The sequence below is a fragment of the Streptomyces iconiensis genome, from assembly GCF_028657195.3.
In the GTDB taxonomy this organism is placed as follows: domain Bacteria; phylum Actinomycetota; class Actinomycetes; order Streptomycetales; family Streptomycetaceae; genus Streptomyces; species Streptomyces iconiensis.
In genome coordinates this window covers 126448-142981 of record NZ_JANCPR020000012.1, presented here as the reverse complement: position 1 = coordinate 142981, position 16534 = coordinate 126448, and the positions used below count along the sequence as shown (strand labels likewise).

The 16534-nt window shown below is 71.5% G+C and carries 11 protein-coding genes; 6 read left to right on the top strand and 5 right to left on the bottom strand.

Annotation, left to right across the window (positions count from 1 at the left end; all coding sequences use genetic code 11):
• Positions 1-112 precede the first annotated feature (112 nt).
• From NMN56_RS14540 to NMN56_RS14530, 3 genes are all read left to right on the top strand, one after another.
• Entirely contained in the window at positions 113-691 is a 579-nt protein-coding gene (locus tag NMN56_RS14540) for a TerD family protein (RefSeq protein WP_274044716.1), read from the top strand.
• A 117-nt stretch (positions 692-808) separates the two neighbouring features.
• Positions 809-2821 (top strand): TerD family protein, encoded by a 2013-nt coding sequence (locus tag NMN56_RS14535; protein ID WP_274044715.1) that lies wholly within the window; start codon positions 809-811, stop codon positions 2819-2821.
• Positions 2822-3233: 412 nt separating this feature from the next.
• Positions 3234-4403 carry a TerC family protein gene (locus NMN56_RS14530; RefSeq protein ID WP_430542580.1) on the top strand — a complete coding sequence of 390 codons (1170 nt, stop codon included), beginning with the start codon at positions 3234-3236 and terminating at the stop codon, positions 4401-4403.
• A 177-nt stretch (positions 4404-4580) separates the two neighbouring features.
• On the opposite strand, the gene NMN56_RS14525 is transcribed toward NMN56_RS14530, so the two are convergent.
• From NMN56_RS14525 to NMN56_RS14515, 3 genes are all read right to left on the bottom strand, one after another.
• Entirely contained in the window at positions 4581-7976 is a 3396-nt protein-coding gene (locus NMN56_RS14525) for a phosphodiester glycosidase family protein (protein WP_430542579.1), read from the bottom strand.
• Between the two features lie 274 nt (positions 7977-8250).
• Positions 8251-9291, bottom strand: coding sequence for a hypothetical protein (locus NMN56_RS14520; RefSeq protein WP_274044714.1), 1041 nt, complete (start codon positions 9289-9291; stop codon positions 8251-8253).
• A gap of 5 nt (positions 9292-9296) precedes the next feature.
• On the bottom strand, positions 9297-9944 hold the full coding sequence (locus NMN56_RS14515; RefSeq protein ID WP_274044713.1) for a papain-like cysteine protease family protein: 648 nt from the start codon (positions 9942-9944) through the stop codon (positions 9297-9299).
• A 196-nt stretch (positions 9945-10140) separates the two neighbouring features.
• Here NMN56_RS14515 and NMN56_RS14510 point away from each other — a divergent pair, with 196 nt between their 5' ends.
• Complete coding sequence (locus NMN56_RS14510; protein WP_280842806.1) at positions 10141-11070, top strand: hypothetical protein; 930 nt, start codon at positions 10141-10143, stop codon at positions 11068-11070.
• 182 nt (positions 11071-11252) lie between these two features.
• Here the strand turns inward: NMN56_RS14510 and NMN56_RS14505 are convergent, their stop codons facing one another.
• Together NMN56_RS14505 and uvrA are read right to left on the bottom strand one after the other, a co-directional pair.
• Positions 11253-11690 carry a Rieske (2Fe-2S) protein gene (locus NMN56_RS14505; protein ID WP_274044711.1) on the bottom strand — a complete coding sequence of 146 codons (438 nt, stop codon included), beginning with the start codon at positions 11688-11690 and terminating at the stop codon, positions 11253-11255.
• Between the two features lie 25 nt (positions 11691-11715).
• Positions 11716-14832, bottom strand: coding sequence for an excinuclease ABC subunit UvrA (gene uvrA / locus NMN56_RS14500; protein ID WP_274044710.1), 3117 nt, complete (start codon positions 14830-14832; stop codon positions 11716-11718).
• A 234-nt stretch (positions 14833-15066) separates the two neighbouring features.
• On the opposite strand from uvrA, the gene NMN56_RS14495 reads away from it, so the two are divergent.
• Positions 15067-15768, top strand: coding sequence for a maleylpyruvate isomerase family mycothiol-dependent enzyme (locus tag NMN56_RS14495; protein ID WP_274044709.1), 702 nt, complete (start codon positions 15067-15069; stop codon positions 15766-15768).
• A gap of 82 nt (positions 15769-15850) precedes the next feature.
• On the top strand, positions 15851-16507 hold the full coding sequence (locus NMN56_RS14490; protein WP_274044708.1) for an MBL fold metallo-hydrolase: 657 nt from the start codon (positions 15851-15853) through the stop codon (positions 16505-16507).
• The last annotated feature ends 27 nt before the right edge of the window (positions 16508-16534 follow it).

Sequence of the window (16534 nt, the reverse complement as noted above, 5' to 3'; positions counted from 1 at the left end):
CAAGAACGACACAAAGGAGGAGAGCGGGGACGGGCCGTCGGCACGGATGCGTAGGGTTCTGCGCGTGATGGCCGCCGGTCGGTGGTGGCTGCACGATCGAGAGGGGACACGCGTGTCGGTCAACTTGTCCAAGGGACAGGCCATCAGCCTGGAGAAGAGCGGCGGGGGCAGCCTGACCGCCGTGCGGATGGGCCTCGGCTGGAAGGCGGCACCGCGCCGCGGGCTCTTCGGCAAGCGCAGCAAGGAGATCGACCTCGACGCCTCGGCCGTGCTCTTCGCCGACAAGCAGCCTGTCGATGTCGTCTTCTTCCGCCACCTGGTGAGCGACGACGGTTCCGTCAAGCACACCGGCGACAACCTCGTCGGCGGCGTCGGCCAGGGCGGCGACGACGAGGCGATCATGGTCGACCTACAGCGCGTCCCTGTGCACATCGACCAGATCGTCTTCACCGTCAACTCGTTCACGGGCCAGACGTTCGCCGAGGTCGAGAACGCCTTCTGCCGGATCGTCGACGAGACCAACGGCGAGGAGATGGCGCGCTACACGCTGACGGGCGGCGGTCAGGACACCGCGCAGATCATGGCCAAGGTGCACAGGCACGGCAGCGGCTGGCAGATGACCGCGATCGGCAAGCCCGCCCAGGGCCGCACCTTCCAGGACCTGATGCCCACGATCCTGCCGGAGCTGTGACCGCACACGCTCAGCCGGCCCACACCGTTCCGCCCGTCAACCGACGCTGACCGGCGGAGACAGCACAGACCGGCACCGGCCGAACCCGGCGGGTGCCGACAGGGGAGAGGCGCGAGGATGACGGCCGAGCTGGTGCGGGGACAGAACCACCCGCTGCCCGTGACCCGAGTGGAGATCCGGGTGTCGGCCGGCAGGCCGGTCATCGCGGGTGCGACGCTCAACGACGCCGAGGGGCGTACGCGGGACGCCGGGTGGGTCGCTCATCCGGCGGCGCCGAACCTGCCAGGGCTGGAGGTCTCCCGGCAGGCAGCCGCCGTGCACCGCCTCGCCGTCGACCTCGGTGCGCTCCCCGAGGAGGCGCACCGGGTGAACGTACTGCTGGCCCTCCCCGAAGGCGAGGGCGGGCCTTCGGGATTCGGGGCGCTCGCCGCCCCGTTCCTCGCGGTCACCGACCTCGTAGGCGGCGAGATCGCCACCTACACCGTCACCGGGCTGGAGTCGGAGTCCGCCGTCGTCGCGCTGGAGCTGTACCGGCGCGAGCACGCGTGGAAGGTCCGCGCCGTGGGCCAGGGGTACGCGGGCGGGCTCGCGGCCATGCTGGGCGACCAGGACCTGCCCGACGCACGGCTGCTGGCCGACGCCATCAACGAGGCGGTGGCCGAGGGAACGGCACGCTCGGTGGCCCGGCCTCCCGAACGGAACGGGCGGCGCGAGGACGGGCGGCGCGAGGACGGGCGGCGCGGTGACCGTGACGACGCCGCGTCCGCACCGGCGTCCTCAGCGCCCGGCGGGCCGATCGACTACCGGCACCCGCGCCGCAAGGCCGAACCGCCGCCTCCCCGCCGGGAATCCGATCCCTCCCAGCCCCGGCCCCAGTCCCACCCAGGTCCGATCCGCGCCGTCCAGTCCCCGTCGGGCGGGCCCCGGTCCCCCCAGCCCCAGTCCGCTCAGCCTCAGCCCTCCCCGGCCCCGCAGTCGCAGCCCCAGCAGGCGCCGCAGCCCGTCGCGGGGGACGCGCCCGGCTGGTCGGCGGAGGAGCGGCTCTACAACCAGGTCTGGGGCATGTTCGAGGACCTGGCCCGTACGGTCGCGGCCTACCGGTCCGCCGTGGACTTCGCCGACTCGCGCAGGGACCGGGAGCTGGAGAAGGTGCTGGACGATCCCCGCACCCGGTTCGGGCAGGGCGCCGATGCCGCCAGGACGACGGCCATGGAGCGTTACACCCAGCTCGCCGAGAAGGCGCAGGCCGTGCTCGACAGGGATGTCGAGCAGCTCACCGCCGAGTCCGAGGTGGTCGAGCCCGCGCTGCCGCCGGCCTTCGCCCGCTGGGACAACCCCGTCTGGCAGGCGTACCAGCCGCCGGCCGAGCAGCCCATGGCGCTGCGCGTCGGCGATCTGAGCCTGCCCGAGTGCCCCGAACTGCGCATCCCGATGCTGGTGCGACTCCCGCTGGACCGGGGCCTGTGGATCGACAGCGGGCGCGAGTCCGGCGGTGAGGGCCCCGCCTTCGCCGACCCTGACGAGCTGCGGCGGCTCGCGGCGCAGACGGCGACGGCGCTCGCTGCGCGGATCATGGCCGTCCATCCCGCGGGCGACTTCTCGCTGCACGTGATCGACCCCGCGGGCTCGGCGGCCACGGCGCTCGCGCCGCTCGTGGAGTCCGGGGCGCTGCGCGAGCCCCCGGCCGTGGGCGCCGAGGGCGTGGCGCGGGTGCTGGAACGCCTCACGCGGCGCGTCGACCTCGTACAGATGGCCGTACGCAGCGGTGCGACCGACGCGCTGCCGGACGACTTGGACGTGTCGGACCAGCTGCTCGTCGTCCATGACTTCCCGCACGGCTTCGACGACAGGGCGGTCACCCAGCTCCGCTACCTCGCGGACGAGGGCCCCTCGGTCGGGGTGAGCCTGATGATGGTCGCCGACCGGCAGGAGGCGAGCGGCTACGGCCCCGTGCTCGACCCGCTCTGGCGCTCCCTCCTGCGCCTCAGCCCGGTTCCTGACGACCACCTCGCCGACCCGTGGGTGGGCCACTCATGGACCTACGAGCCGCCGCTCGCGCCGTACGGCAGCCAGGTCGTGCCCCAGGTGCTGCGCCGGATCGTCGCCGCGCGGCAGTCGGACGGGCGCTGAACGCAGGCACGCGAGGACGCATGTACGCGAGCACGCATCGCATCGCGAGGAGCAGGCCGCGAGCGCGTGGGCAGGTGAGCGCGCATCGTGAGGAGCAGGCCGCGAGCACGTGAGCGCGCAGGCACGCCGGCCGTGGGCCGGGCGGGCCGGGCGGCGTCGTAGGGCTGGATGACGTCATAGAGCTGGACGAAAGCCCAGGTCACATGACTCTAACTTTGCCTTTATATGGGGTTGCTTTACTATCTCTTTCAACGGAGGGGAGTATTCCCAGCCCCGCGGCGACCCCGTCAATACGGATCGACATGACCGATCCCGGGGCGCCGGCCCGATCGCATCTGGGAGACGCGGTCAGGGTGGAAGAGACCTCCGGCCCATGCAGGATGCGAGCCGGAGGATTTCCATGGATGTCTCCATGACCCTGTGGGTGCTGACCATCGTCGGTCTCAGCGCCCTCATCGCGGTCGACTTCTTCATCGGCGGCCGAAAGCCGCACGAGGTCTCCCTCAAGGAGGCCGGGACCTGGACCACCGTCTGGATCGTTCTCGCCGCGCTCTTCGGGCTCGGCCTCTTCCTCTTCGGGAACGCTCAGGCGTCCGGAGAGTTCTTCGCCGGGTTCATCACCGAGAAGTCCCTGAGCGTGGACAACCTCTTCGTCTTCATCCTGATCATGGCGAAGTTCGCGGTGCCGACCATCTACCAGCAGCGGGTGCTGATGGTGGGTGTGCTGATAGCCCTGGTGCTCCGCGGCATCTTCATCGCGGGCGGTGCCGCGATCATCTCGACCTTCTCGTGGGTCTTCTTCATCTTCGGCGGCTTCCTCATCTGGACCGCGTGGAAGCTGATCCAGGAGGCGCGCGCGGACGAGGAGGACGAGGAGTGGGAAGAGAACCGCTTCCTCAAGATGGTCGAGCGGCGCTTCCCGTCCACGGACAAGTACCACGGCACCAAGCTGTTCGTCGTCGAGAACGGCAAGAAGCTGATGACGCCGATGCTGATCGTGATGCTCGCGATCGGCACCACCGACATCCTCTTCGCGCTGGACTCGATCCCGGCGATCTTCGGCCTGACCCAGGACCCGTACATCGTCTTCACCGCGAACGCCTTCGCGCTGATGGGCCTGCGCCAGCTCTACTTCCTCATAGGCGGCCTGCTCAGGAAGCTGGTGCACCTGTCCTACGGCCTGTCGGTCATCCTCGGCTTCATCGGCGTGAAGCTCGTGCTCCACGCGCTGCACGAGGCGGGGGTCCACGTCCCGGAGATCAGCATCCCGGTCTCGCTGGGCGTCATCTGCGCCGTGCTGGTCGTCACGACGATCACCTCGCTCCTCGCCTCCAGGAAGCAGGAGCGGCAGGCCGCTGAGGCCGCCGGACAGGACGCCGCCGCCACCCCCGGCGAGGGCGGCGCGGAGGCCCCCGGCGGGGGCGACGACCCGGCGGGCAAGGACGGCGCCGCGCTCGGGAAGGACGGGGAGACCGGCAGCGAAGCCGGGACCGGTACCGAGACCAGCACCGAAGCCGAGACCGGAAACGGAACCGCCAGGAAGGACAGCGGGTCGACGACCAAGGCCGACGTCGACTCCTGACCCGCCCCCGCACCCGCACCCGACTCGCCCCCCCGGGCCCGGACATCTCCCGGGCCCCGCACACCTCCCGGCCCCGCCCCGCTGTCCTTCCGGTACGGGGCGGGGCCGGGAGCCGTCATCCGCCCGCCACCCGTCCGGCGCCCGTGTGCCGGACGGGTGGCGCACGGGCGCCGGCTGTCAGCGGCCCACCGTCACCTCGCGCTCAGCGCGGGTGCCGTTCACGGTCACCGACAGCGTGACCTTGCCCGGCCGGTTGCCGCTGAGAGAGCCGGTATCCGGGTCGTAGGAGGCCACACACCGGCCCCGGGGCACCGTCCCCCGCACACACAGGCCGGGCGAGGCGGGCCAGTCCGCGCTCACCGGCCAGCCGACGGGGATCTTCCGCGTGGCGGACCCCGTGCCCTGGCTCACCGTCGCGGAAGCCTCGGCCTTCTCGCCGACCCGTACCCGCGCCGGCGCCTCCAGCGAGAGCCCGTCCACATGCGCGCGGGTCTGCGCCGCGATCCAGTCGCCGTCGCGCGGTGGCCTGCCCCGGTCGACGCCGAGCAGCGACCAGCCGGTGAAGCCGCCTTCGCCGGGGGGCGCCGCCGGTGCCTTGCCGGAGTTGCCGTTGATCAGGTACGGGACGCCGTCCACGCGGGAGGCGTCGAAGACCCCGACGTGCCCCCCGATCAGTGCGGCGCCCTTGCCCGTACGGGAGCGGAAGTCGCTCAGCCAGTCCTCCAGCAGGTCCGCCTCCATACGGTCGGTGAGCTGGCTGCCCTGCTGCGGTGTGGGGTCGCGCGGTGGTACGTGCTGGATGACGGTCACCGAGCCGACGCGGCGGTCACGCGCGGCATCGTCCAACTGCCGCCGCAGCTCCTGGAACTGCGCGTATCCGCCCCCTCTGACGGTCAGGGACGAGGTGTCCAGGGTGACGAAGCGGGTGCCCTTGTGGTCGAAAGTGCGCTGCGCCGGACCGAACTCGTTGACGAAGTTGCTCAGGGAGCCGCCCATCACCTCGTGGTTGCCCGGCACGTAGTACCACTTGACGGCGTCACCCAGCTCCTCCTCCAGTATCTTGCGCGCGAACCGCAGGTCCTCCGGCGAGCCCTCGTCCACCAGGTCGCCGTTGACGACGAGGAAGTCGGGGCGTGCCGCGCGGATCTCACGCAGGGTGCGGCGTGCCTGGCGTACGAGGTCGCTGTCCGGGGCCCTGGCCACGAACTGCGCGTCCGACATCACGGCGAACCGCCAGTCGCGTCCCGCCGTGTCGGCCGCCGTCGAGATCAGCGGGTCCTGCGGCCTGCCGGCGGGCGGCAGGTCCACATCGGGCGGGGTGCGCGCCACCAACTCGTCCAGTACGACCTCGCCTTGGTACTGCGCGGCGGGCCGGGTCTCAGCGAGATAGAAGCGGTGCAGCCTGAGCGGGTAGGAGACGCCCTCGGGCACGTCGAAGGTGATCTGCCGCCAGTCCCGCCAGTCGACTTTCGGGCCGCGCAGCACCTGGTCGGTGCCGGCCGCGTCCTTGAGGTGCAGCGAGGGCCAGGCGCCGGAGCCGTCGCCCTTGAGCCAGAGCGTGAAGCTCTTGGGCTGGCCCGGAACGGCGCGCTGCGCGGGCGGATTGGCGTAGGCGGCGCGGGTGGCCGTCGACTGGGTGAAGTCGTAGGCGAGCTTGAGTCCCTGGCCGTCCTTGCCCGCTGGTTCGGGGGCGACCGACCCTGTGGCGCGGGCGGCGCTGAACTTCCAGTCGGCGGCGTCGCCGAAGTCCGCGACCTTCCGGTCGTGCAGGCCGACGGTGACGGCGAGCCGGGTGGTGCGGCCCTGGACCGTGACGGTGACCGTTCCGGCTGCCGAGTCCTGGCCCGCGCGGGCCCTGACCGTGAAGCCACCCGTTGAGGTGTCCTCGGCCGGGGTGATGTCGAAGAGCGAACGGTCGTACTCCAGGCGCGCGTCCGCCGGGTCGATCGGTGCGCTGGTGCCGTCGGCGTCGTACCCGACCAGCCCGAACGTCCCTGTGGCCGTGCCGTTTTCGAGCCCCACCCGGTCCGTCGTGGGCCGGACGCGGTCCAGCTCGCCCACGACCTCCAGCTCCGTCACGCCGGTGGCCGCGCCGCTGCGCGCGGTGACCCGCGTACTGCCCGCGCGGCGCGCGTGGAAGACGCCGCCGCCGTCGACGCGGCCCACATCAGGCCGCGCTGTCTGCCACCCCGGGCGCTGCGCGCCCTTCGCCGGACCGTAGGTCTCGTCGTGTGCCGCCGCGGTCAGCGCCCGGGTCAGTCCGGGGAAGACCCGCTCGGGATGGCCGCCGGGCACGGTGTCGGCCGTCGGTGCCTGGTCCGGGTCCGTCGCGGTCTTCACCCAGAAGCCGGAGAGCCGCCCCGAGCCCGCCGGCGCCGTCAGGGCCAGCCCGTTGGGCACCTCGCGCTCCGCACCCTCCGAGGGGGAGTTCTCCAGCCGCAGCTTCTCCGCGCCCGGCTCGCGCGCCAGGAGCGTGGAGGAGCCGCCACCGTCCAGGTTGAGGGCGTTGTAGGCGCCCAAGTCCTGCATCATCACGGCCAGTTCGGTCAGCGTGACACCGCCGGACGCGGCCTGGCGCCCGTCGACCGTCAGGACGTGCATCGTGCCGCCGTCCCGGGAGAAGCCGACGGCCGTACGCGGAGCGGCGGCGTTGTTCGGCCTGCCCTCCCAGTCCTGGGCCTGCCCGTCGACCACCAGCAGGCCGCGCCCGCCGACCGCCGTACGCGGTACGTCCGAGCCGTCGTCGGTCCGTACGTGGTACTCGACGGCCACCGGGTCGCCCGTACGCAGCGCCGCCAGCCGCGTCGCGCCCTCGCCCCTGCCGAGGAGGACCGTGACGCCTTCGGGGACGGCGCCCTTGCCCGGCTTCTCGGAGACGGAGGTGACCTTGCCGTCCTCGACCGTCACCTCGGTTGCCTCCGGAGCGTGGTCCACGGCCAGCGCCCTGTCGGCCTCGCCCCATCCCGCGTCGTAGGCGCCGATGCCGTCGAGGGGCACGTTCGCCGCGTTGTGTCCGCCCAGCGCCGCCTTGCCGCCCGGCAGGGTGACGGTGCCCTCGAAGTACAGGTCGAGGATGCGCCCGGCGGCGCCGGGGCCGATACCGGCAGCCTCGGTGATGCCGGGCGCTGCGGAGTGCGAGGGCGTGCCGTTCCGTACGCCGGGGCCGAGCGGGGCGCCCGTCTCGTTGATGTCGAAGAAGTCGGCGTTGAGCGCCGCGACGGTACGCCGCCCCTTGCCCGGGTCGTGTGCGGCGGCCAGCTCGCTGACGGGCTTGCGCGTGGAGACCTTGCCCGAGGACAGATAGTCGGCCGTCGCGCCCCGCGAGGAGCCGCCCAGCTTGAGGCTGAGCGCGTCGGCCCGCAGCCACTTGTCGGACTCCAGCCGCTGGAACGAGGTCAGTTCGGCTCCTGGTGCCACGGGCCGTTGCGTCCGCGACAGCTCCATGCCGTCCCGGTCGGCGATCCCGCGAGGCGTGGGAGCGCCCGGCTGGTGACGCGCGGAGACGGGGGCACGCGGTCCGTCGGCCGGGTCCTGCGGGGCTGCGGCCGTGGCGGTCGGGAGCAGCCCTGTCATCAGCGCGGAGACGGCCGCCGCTGGGAGCAGCGACCGGGCGAGGAGGCTTCTGCGTCTGCCGTGGTTTCCCTGTGCGCGGACTTGTCGTCTCACAACGTCCCCCACAAACACCAGTGTTCACTGCGCTTTCTGCGCAGAGTGCGGCACAGCGTCCCAAGGGGGACCGGTCTACACCAGAGGACCCGGGAGAAATCGAGGGAAACAGCAGGGCACACCGGTGCCCCGGCCCGCCGGCAGCGGACCGGGGCACCGTCGGGGTGCGCGGCGGAGGGCCTCAGCCGCGCGCGGCCCCTGCTCTGCGCCGGATCAGCCATGTGCCACCCGCGGCAGCACCCAGCACGAGCGCGCCCGCGCCGGCCGTAGCGGCGACGGTGCCCACGGCATCGCCCTGGCCGCTCGCCCGGGACACCGCCGCCCGCTCGGCGCGCTGGACCGCCGCTGGCCCGTCGGCGTCAGGGCCCTGTGCCCGTGTCCCCGGAGCTGCGGCTCCGCCGTCCACGCGCGCACCGCCGTGGTCCTCAGGGCCGAAGCCACCCGCGAGCCCCTTCCTGTCGTACGCCGACCCCGGCAGCTTGTCCGCGTACTCGGCGTGCACTCTCTGGTGGAACGCGCCCAGGCTGGTCCCTCCGGCGCCGACCGCCTTACGGGCGTCCGGGTCCAGGGGCAGCACACGCGTCCCTCTGAGGACGTACCACGCGTCGATCTGCGGCTCCTGGAAGACCGTGCCGCCGGGCGCCTTCTTCGCACCCATGGCGGCGTACCTGGTCTCGTCGTCACCGGTCGCGATGTTGACCACCCGCCAGTCGCCGCCGGTACGCGCCGCCATCACGGAGGCACGCTGCCCGTCGGAGGAGACCGCCTCGCTGGCGAACACCTCCAGTTCGGCGACGGGTGTCCGCGCCGCGCCTGCCTTGGCCGCTGTCACGAAACCGGCCGACAGGGTGTAGACGGGCACGGCCTTGCCGACGATCCGGGGGTCGGCCTTCTTGGCGCTCACGGCGCCGTCCCGCGCGAAGAACCGCGAGAGCGTCTTCAGCGTGCCGTCGTCGGACGCCGCCTGCTGCGCCGCAGGAGCCGAGCCCCTGGCGGGCGGCTCGGGCGCCGCCCGTCCCTTGTCGTCGCCCGCCGCCTGCGCGTACGGGGCGATGCCCAGTAGTGCGACGGTCAGCGCTCCCGCCGCCGCGGCCCTGAGCGCCGCCGCTCCGAGGAGACGGCCTTCCGCGCGTCCTGATGGGCGCTTTCCGGTGGACCCTGTGGTGTGCCGCGGGCGTCCGGTGCTTTCCGCGTGCCCTGTGGTGTGCCGCTGCGCTGTCATGGACCTCACGCTCCGATCCCGTAGAGCGAATGGGTCCACGAGAACTGGTTGTTGTTGATGTACCAGTTGTGCGACGCCCAGTTGTAGCGGCTGTTGGAGGGCCACGGGTCGCCCCAGTAGACCCAGCTCTGGCTGGTGTCGTAGCCGTAGAGGACGTGCATGTGGCCGCCGCCCGAGCTCCACTGGATACGGGTCTCGACCGGCCGGTCGGCGTTCACCTCGCGCTGCACGGTGCTGTAGTTCAGCCAGCCGGACACGTACGAGCCCGGGTTGAGGCCCATCCAGCGCAGCCCGTTCTGCACGTTGCCGAGCGTGGCCTGGTTGTTCGGGCAGGAGCTGCCCTGGCTGCGGCCGAAGGCGGCGTTGCAGAAGGCGTTCTGGTTGTAGTTCTTGCCCATGTAGGCGGCGATGGTGTTGCCGCCGGCCGCCCAGCACCAGTTGCTCAACTGCTGTGCCTGCATGGTGATGTTGAGCCGCTTGGCCGCCAGGACCTGCGGCGAGCCGCCGGGCGAGGAGGCGTCGGGCGCCGCCGTGGCGACAGCGGTGGGTACGGCGATCAGCGCTGCGGCCACAGCGGCAGCCAGGGTGAGCCGTCTGCGGCGCGTACGGCTTCGACCGCCGGGTTCACGGCGGCGAAGGGACAGTTGGGGCATCGCGTTCCTCCCAGGGGGACGAAGGGGGGGGGTGGAGGAGCGCATCCGGATGCTGCTGCCGATGAGCATCGTGAGTTGTCGGGACCTGGTCAACACGCTTCAATACGGGGCAGGGAGGCGGTGTGAACGTGCCGGTCCAGATGTGAATGGTCACGGCACGCCGGCTGGTCAGCGGCGGGAAGGCGGTGCGGCGGCGGTGAACGTTCACTCCAGGGAGGCCGAGCTGTCCCGCGCGCTGCGCGACGGCCCCTTCCACCACGCACTCCGCGCCGCCATCGAGGCACGCGGCCTCGCCCTCCACAGGGTGCGGCACCGGCTGGCGCAGCGCGGCATCAACGTCGGTGTCACCAGCCTCAGTTACTGGCAGCAGGGCGCGCGCCGTCCAGCGCGCAGCGAGTCGCTGCGCGCCGTGCGGGCCCTCGAAGAGGTCCTCGACCTGCCCGCCGACTCGCTCACCCGGCATCTGGCGTCCGCCGGCGGAGCCGGCTGCGAGCGGCCCGCCTCCCGCTCGTACCAGACGCTCGTCGCACGCTCCGACGTCCTGCGCGGTCTCCTCACCGAACTGGAGGCGCCGCTCGACGGCGGCCTGCACACCCTCGACCACTGGGAGCGCGTCCGTATCGGCCCGCACCGCGAACTCCTCACCCGCGCCTCGCAGCAGGCCGTCCGCGCACACAGGGACGGCGTCGACCGCTATCTCGCCATCCACCACGGCGACCCGGGCTGCGCGCCCGCGAGCGTCCGCGTGCACGCGGAGGAGAACTGCCGCGTCGGGCGCGTGCGGTGGCACGCGGGTGCGAGCGTCGTCGTCGCTGAACTGCTCTTCGATACCCGGCTACGGGCCGGCGAGACCTATGTCTTCGGGTACGCGTTCGAGGACGGTACGGGAGGCGAAAGCCGGGAGTACGTACGGGGGTTCAGCTTCGGCGGCGGGCAGTACGTGCTCCAGGTGTGCTTCGACGCGACGGCGCTCCCCGTACGCTGCCTCAGCTTCTCGCGCGCCTCGGCGGCTGCGCGTCCCTCGCACACCCAGGACCTCACCCTGAGCGGCGCGAACCGTACCGTCCACCTCGTACGGGCGGGGGCGGGCCCCGGCATCCTCGGCATCGGCTGGGACTGGGACTGAGACACCCGACGGGGCCACTGGAACAGGCCCCGGGGAACGGTCCACAGGGGCGAAGCCGCACCGCGGGGGCCGGAACCGCGCCACAGGACCGGGGCCGACTCCAGCGCACTCGGGCAACTCCACCGGGCCGGAACCGTGCCACCGCGCGGGACCACACATGTGGGTGACCGGGCCGCGCGGAACTACTTGTCGGGCCCCGCGACGAGCTTGCCGCCGCTCACCTTCACGGGGACGGAGGGCAACGGCTTGGTGGCGGGCCCTTTCTCGACCTTCCCGGTGTCCACGGCGAACCTGCTGCCGTGCAGGGGGCAGACCGCCTCGCCCTTCACCACCTCGCCCAGCACGCTTCCCTGGTGGGTGCACACCGCGCTGAACGCCTTGAAGTCGCCCTTCTCGGGCTGCGCCACCAGCAGCTTCTGCTCGGGGTACAGCTTCGCGCCTCCGACGGGGACGGCGCTCGACGCGCCCAGCTCAACGGACTTGTCCGGGGCCGCGGAGCCGTCGGAGCCGCCACCGTCGTCGTCGGAGCCCCCGCACGCGGCGGCGGTGAGACCGAGTGCGGCGAGTGCCGCGCCGCAGAGGACGGTGCGGCGCGTGGTCCGCGGTTCGTTGCTCGTCACGCGCCGTACTCTACGTCCCCGGCCCTCAGCGCTTGCCCGTAGCCGGCTTCTTCGCCGTGACGGCCGTCTTCTTGGCCGCCGTCGTCTTCCCGGTGGCCTTCTTGGCAGCGGTCCTGGGAGCGCTCTTGGCTGCCGTCTTCTTGGCGGCCGGCTTCTCGGCCGGGACCGCCTTCGCGGTGACGGCCTTCATGGTGCTCCCGGCGGCGACGGTCTTCTTGGCCGTCCTCGCACCCTTCGACGACGCCGCCTTCTTGGTGGCGGACTTCTTCGGCGCGCGCTTCGCCGGTGTCGCGTCGCTGACCCGGTCGCCCAGGACCTCACGCAGGAACTTGCCCGTGTGGCTGGCAGGCACGCCGGCGACCTGCTCGGGCGTGCCCTCGGCGACCAGGAGACCGCCTCCGTTGCCGCCCTCGGGGCCCATGTCGACGACCCAGTCGGCCGTCTTGACGACGTCCAGGTTGTGCTCGATGACGATGACCGAGTTGCCCTTGTCGACGAGCCCTTCGAGCACGCCGATGAGCTTGCTGATGTCCTCGAAGTGCAGCCCTGTGGTGGGCTCGTCGAGGACGTAGACCGTGCGGCCCGTCGAACGCTTCTGAAGCTCGCTCGCGAGCTTCACGCGCTGTGCCTCACCGCCGGAGAGCGTCGGTGCCGACTGGCCGAGCCTGACGTATCCGAGCCCGACGTCGTTGAGCGTGCGCAGATGCCGTGCGATGCCGGGGACCGCCTCGAAGAAGTCCAGGGCCTGCTCGATCGGCATGTCCAGGACCTCGGCGATGTTCTTGCCCTTGTAGTGCACCTCCAGGGTCTCCCGGTTGTAGCGCGCACCGTGGCAGACCTCACAGGGGACGTACACGTCGGGCAGGAAGTTCATCTCGATCTTGATCGTGCCGTCACCCGAGCAGTTCTCGCACCGGCCGCCCTTCACGTTGAACGAGAAGCGGCCCTGCTGATAGCCGCGCACCTTGGCCTCGGTCGTCTCGGCGAAGAGCTTGCGCACGTGGTCGAAGACGCCGGTGTACGTCGCCGGGTTGGAGCGCGGCGTACGGCCGATGGGCGACTGGTCGACGTGCACCACCTTGTCGACGAGGTCGTCCCCGTCCACGCGGGTGTGCCTGCCGGGCACGGACTTGGCGCCGTTCAGCTCGCGGGCCAGGTGCGTGTAGAGGATGTCGTTGACCAGCGTCGACTTGCCCGAACCCGAGACCCCGGTGACGGCGGTCAGCACGCCGAGCGGGAAGGAGACGTCGATGTCGTGGAGGTTGTTCTCGCGCGCGCCCCGTACGGTCAGCTGCCGCGCGGGATCGGTGGGACGGCGTACGGCCGGGGTGGGGATCTCCCGCTTGCCCGAGAGGTACTCGCCCGTGACCGACTCGGGGTTCTCCAGCAGCTCCTTGAGCGAGCCGCTGTGCACGACCTTGCCGCCGTGCTCGCCGGCCCCAGGGCCGATGTCGACGACCCAGTCGGCCGCCTTGATGGTGTCCTCGTCGTGCTCGACCACGATCAGCGTGTTGCCCAGGTCGCGCAGGCGCACCAGGGTCTCGATCAGCCGGTGGTTGTCGCGCTGGTGCAGCCCGATCGAGGGCTCGTCCAGGACGTAGAGCACGCCCACGAGTCCCGAACCGATCTGGGTGGCCAGCCGGATGCGCTGGGCCTCGCCGCCGGAGAGCGTTCCCGCCGCGCGGTTGAGGGTGAGGTAGTCGAGGCCGACGTCGACGAGGAAGCGCAGCCGCTCGTTGACCTCCTTCAGGACGCGCTCGGCGATCTGCCGCTCGCGGCCCGTCAGCGTCATGTCGCGCAGGAAGTCGGCGCACTCGGTGATCGACATCGCCGCGACCTCGGCGATGGACTTGTCCTGCACCGTGACCGAGAGGATCAGCGGCTTGAGGCGCGTGCCCTCGCAGGCGGGGCAGTTCACCTCGCGCATGTAGCCCTCGAAGCGCTCCCTGCTGCTGTCGGTCTCGGCCTCGGTGTGCCGCCGCTTGACGAACGGCACGACGCCCTCGAACGCCGTGGTGTACGCGCGCTCACGCCCGTACCTGTTCCTGTACCGCACCTCGATCTGGGTCCTGTGCCCGTACAGCAGCGCCTTCTTGGCGCGCGCGGGCAGCCCGGCCCAGGGGATGTCCGTGCGGAAGCCGAGCGCGTCGGCGAGCGCGTTGATCAGGCGGGCGAAGTAGTCCTTGGTGTGCCCGTGCGACCAGGGGTGGAGCGCGCCCTCGTCCAGCGACTTGTCCTCGTCCGGAACGATCAGCTCCGGGTCCACCTCCATCCGCGTACCGATGCCGGTGCACTCGGGGCAGGCGCCGAAGGGGGAGTTGAACGAGAAGGAGCGCGGCTCCAGCTCCTCGAACGACAGGTCGTCGTACGGGCAGTACAGGTGCTCGGAGTACATCCGCTCGCGCTGCGGGTCGCCCTCTTCGAGGTCCACGAAGTCGAGGATCACCATGCCGCCCGAGAGCCCCAGCGCGGTCTCGACCGAGTCGGTCAGCCGCCGCTTGGCACCGCTCTTGACGGTGAGGCGGTCGACGACCACCTCGATGGTGTGCTTCTCCTGCTTCTTGAGCTTGGGCGGCTCGGAGAGCTGGACGGTCCCCCCGTCGACGCGGGCGCGGCTGTAGCCCTTGGTCTGCAGCTCGTTGAAGAGGTCGACGAACTCGCCCTTGCGCTCGCGCACCAGCGGCGAGAGCACCTGGAAGCGGCTGCCCTCCTCCAGGCCGAGCACCTTGTCCACGATGGCCTGCGGGGACTGCCGCGCGATGGGGCGTCCGCAGACGGGGCAGTGCGGCTTGCCGATACGGGCGTAGAGCAGCCGCAGGTAGTCGTAGACCTCGGTGATCGTGCCGACCGTCGAGCGCGGGTTGCGCGAGGTCGACTTCTGGTCGATGGAGACGGCGGGGGAGAGACCCTCGATGAAGTCGACGTCGGGCTTGTCCATCTGCCCGAGGAACTGCCGGGCGTAGGCGGACAGCGACTCGACGTAGCGCCGCTGTCCCTCGGCGAAGATCGTGTCGAAGGCGAGCGAGGACTTCCCCGAACCCGACAGACCGGTGAAGACGATCAGGGAGTCACGCGGGAGGTCGACAGAGACGTTCCGGAGGTTGTGCTCCCGAGCGCCACGGACGAGAAGACGGTCTGCCACGCTGGCTGGCACCTTTCATGTGAGCCGCTACGGAGCCGCGAGCCGTGCTGCGCGGCGGAGGGGGGTGAAGCGCCCGTGGCGGCACGGGGCATCCCCAAGAGTAGGACGGCGCCGACCGGAGTGTCCTTCGCTTCCTGGCACGGAGCCTCCCCCGAGCCTATAGCACGTGCTTTCGAATTAAGGCCCGGTCTTGCCATCTTCCACCCGAAGGTGTGGCGGGACTAACTTTGGATCATGACCACGCCCGCGCACGACGCCGACCTCGTAAGGTCCGCCACGGAAGAGCTGCTGAGCGCCCTCATGAAGCTGGAGGGTTCCGCCGTTCCCGAGCCCTCCCAGCTCCCCGGCTGGACCCGGGGCCATGTCCTCACCCACCTCGCACGTAACGCCGACGCGCTCTTGAACGTGCTGGCGGGAAGGCCGATGTACGCCAGCGGCGAAAAGCGCGAAGCGGACATCGAGAACGGCGCCTCCCGTGCGCTCGGCACCCTGCTCGACGACGTCCGCGTCAGCTCCTCCCGCCTCGCCACGGCCTTCGCCGAACTCGGCGAAGAGGACTGGAACCGCACCGTCACGCTGCGCAACGGCGTCACCGACCGCGCCTCCTCGCTCCCCTTCCGCCGCTGGGGCGAGGTCGAGCTGCACCACGTCGACCTCGGTATCGGCTACACGCTGGAAGACCTCCCCGGCTCCTTCGTGGACCGTCAGCTGGCCTACATGGCGAACCGCTTCTCGGGCCACCCCGGCATCTCCACGGCACTCGAACTGCGCGCCGAGGACGGCAGGACCTGGCGTACGGGAGCGGAGCAGGCGGCCGGTGAGGGCCCGCTCGTCGTCGCCGGCACCCCCGTCGCCCTGGTCGGCTGGCTCACCGGGCGTACGAGCGGCAGCGGCCTCTCGGCGCGCGAGTCCCTGCCCGCACTGCCGCCGCTGTAGCGCTCCGCCGGGCCCGGCCCGAGCGCTCCCCCGAACCGGCCCGCCTCCGTACCGTGGCGGCGGGAGACTCTAGGCTGGGGCCATGGCTTACAGCGGAGTGGTGAGGGTCGGCGGGCCCGCGGACGTGCACGAGTTGCCGGCACTGATGATCTCGAAGGTCGCCGTCGGTTCCATGAACAACAACGCGTACTTGCTGCGCTGTAGGACCACGGGCGAGCAGCTTCTGATCGACGCGGCCGACGAGTCCGAGACCCTGCTGCGGCTCATCGGTGAGGACGGCATCGCCTCCGTCGTCACCACGCACAGGCACGGCGACCACTGGCAGGCGCTGAGCACCGTCGTCGCAGCCACCGGAGCGCGCACGTACGCGGGCAGGTACGACCTGGAGGGCATCGACGTGCCCACCGACGTCCCCGTGGACGACGGGGACACCGTGCGGTTCGGCGACATCGAGCTGACGGCCCGTCACCTGAGCGGGCACACCCCGGGATCCATCGCGCTGGTCTACGACGACCCGCACGGACACCCCCATCTGTTCACCGGCGACTGCCTCTTCCCGGGCGGGGTCGGGAACACCTGGGGCGACCCTGCGGCGTTCACCAGCCTCCTGGACGGCATCGAGACCAAGCTCTTCGGTCAACTCCCCGACGAGACCTGGGTCTACCCGGGCCACGGCGACGACACCACCCTCGGCGCCGAGCGCCCGCACCTGGACGAGTGGCGGGCTCGCGGCTGGTAGCGGCGGTGCGCCGCGGGGGAGCGGCAG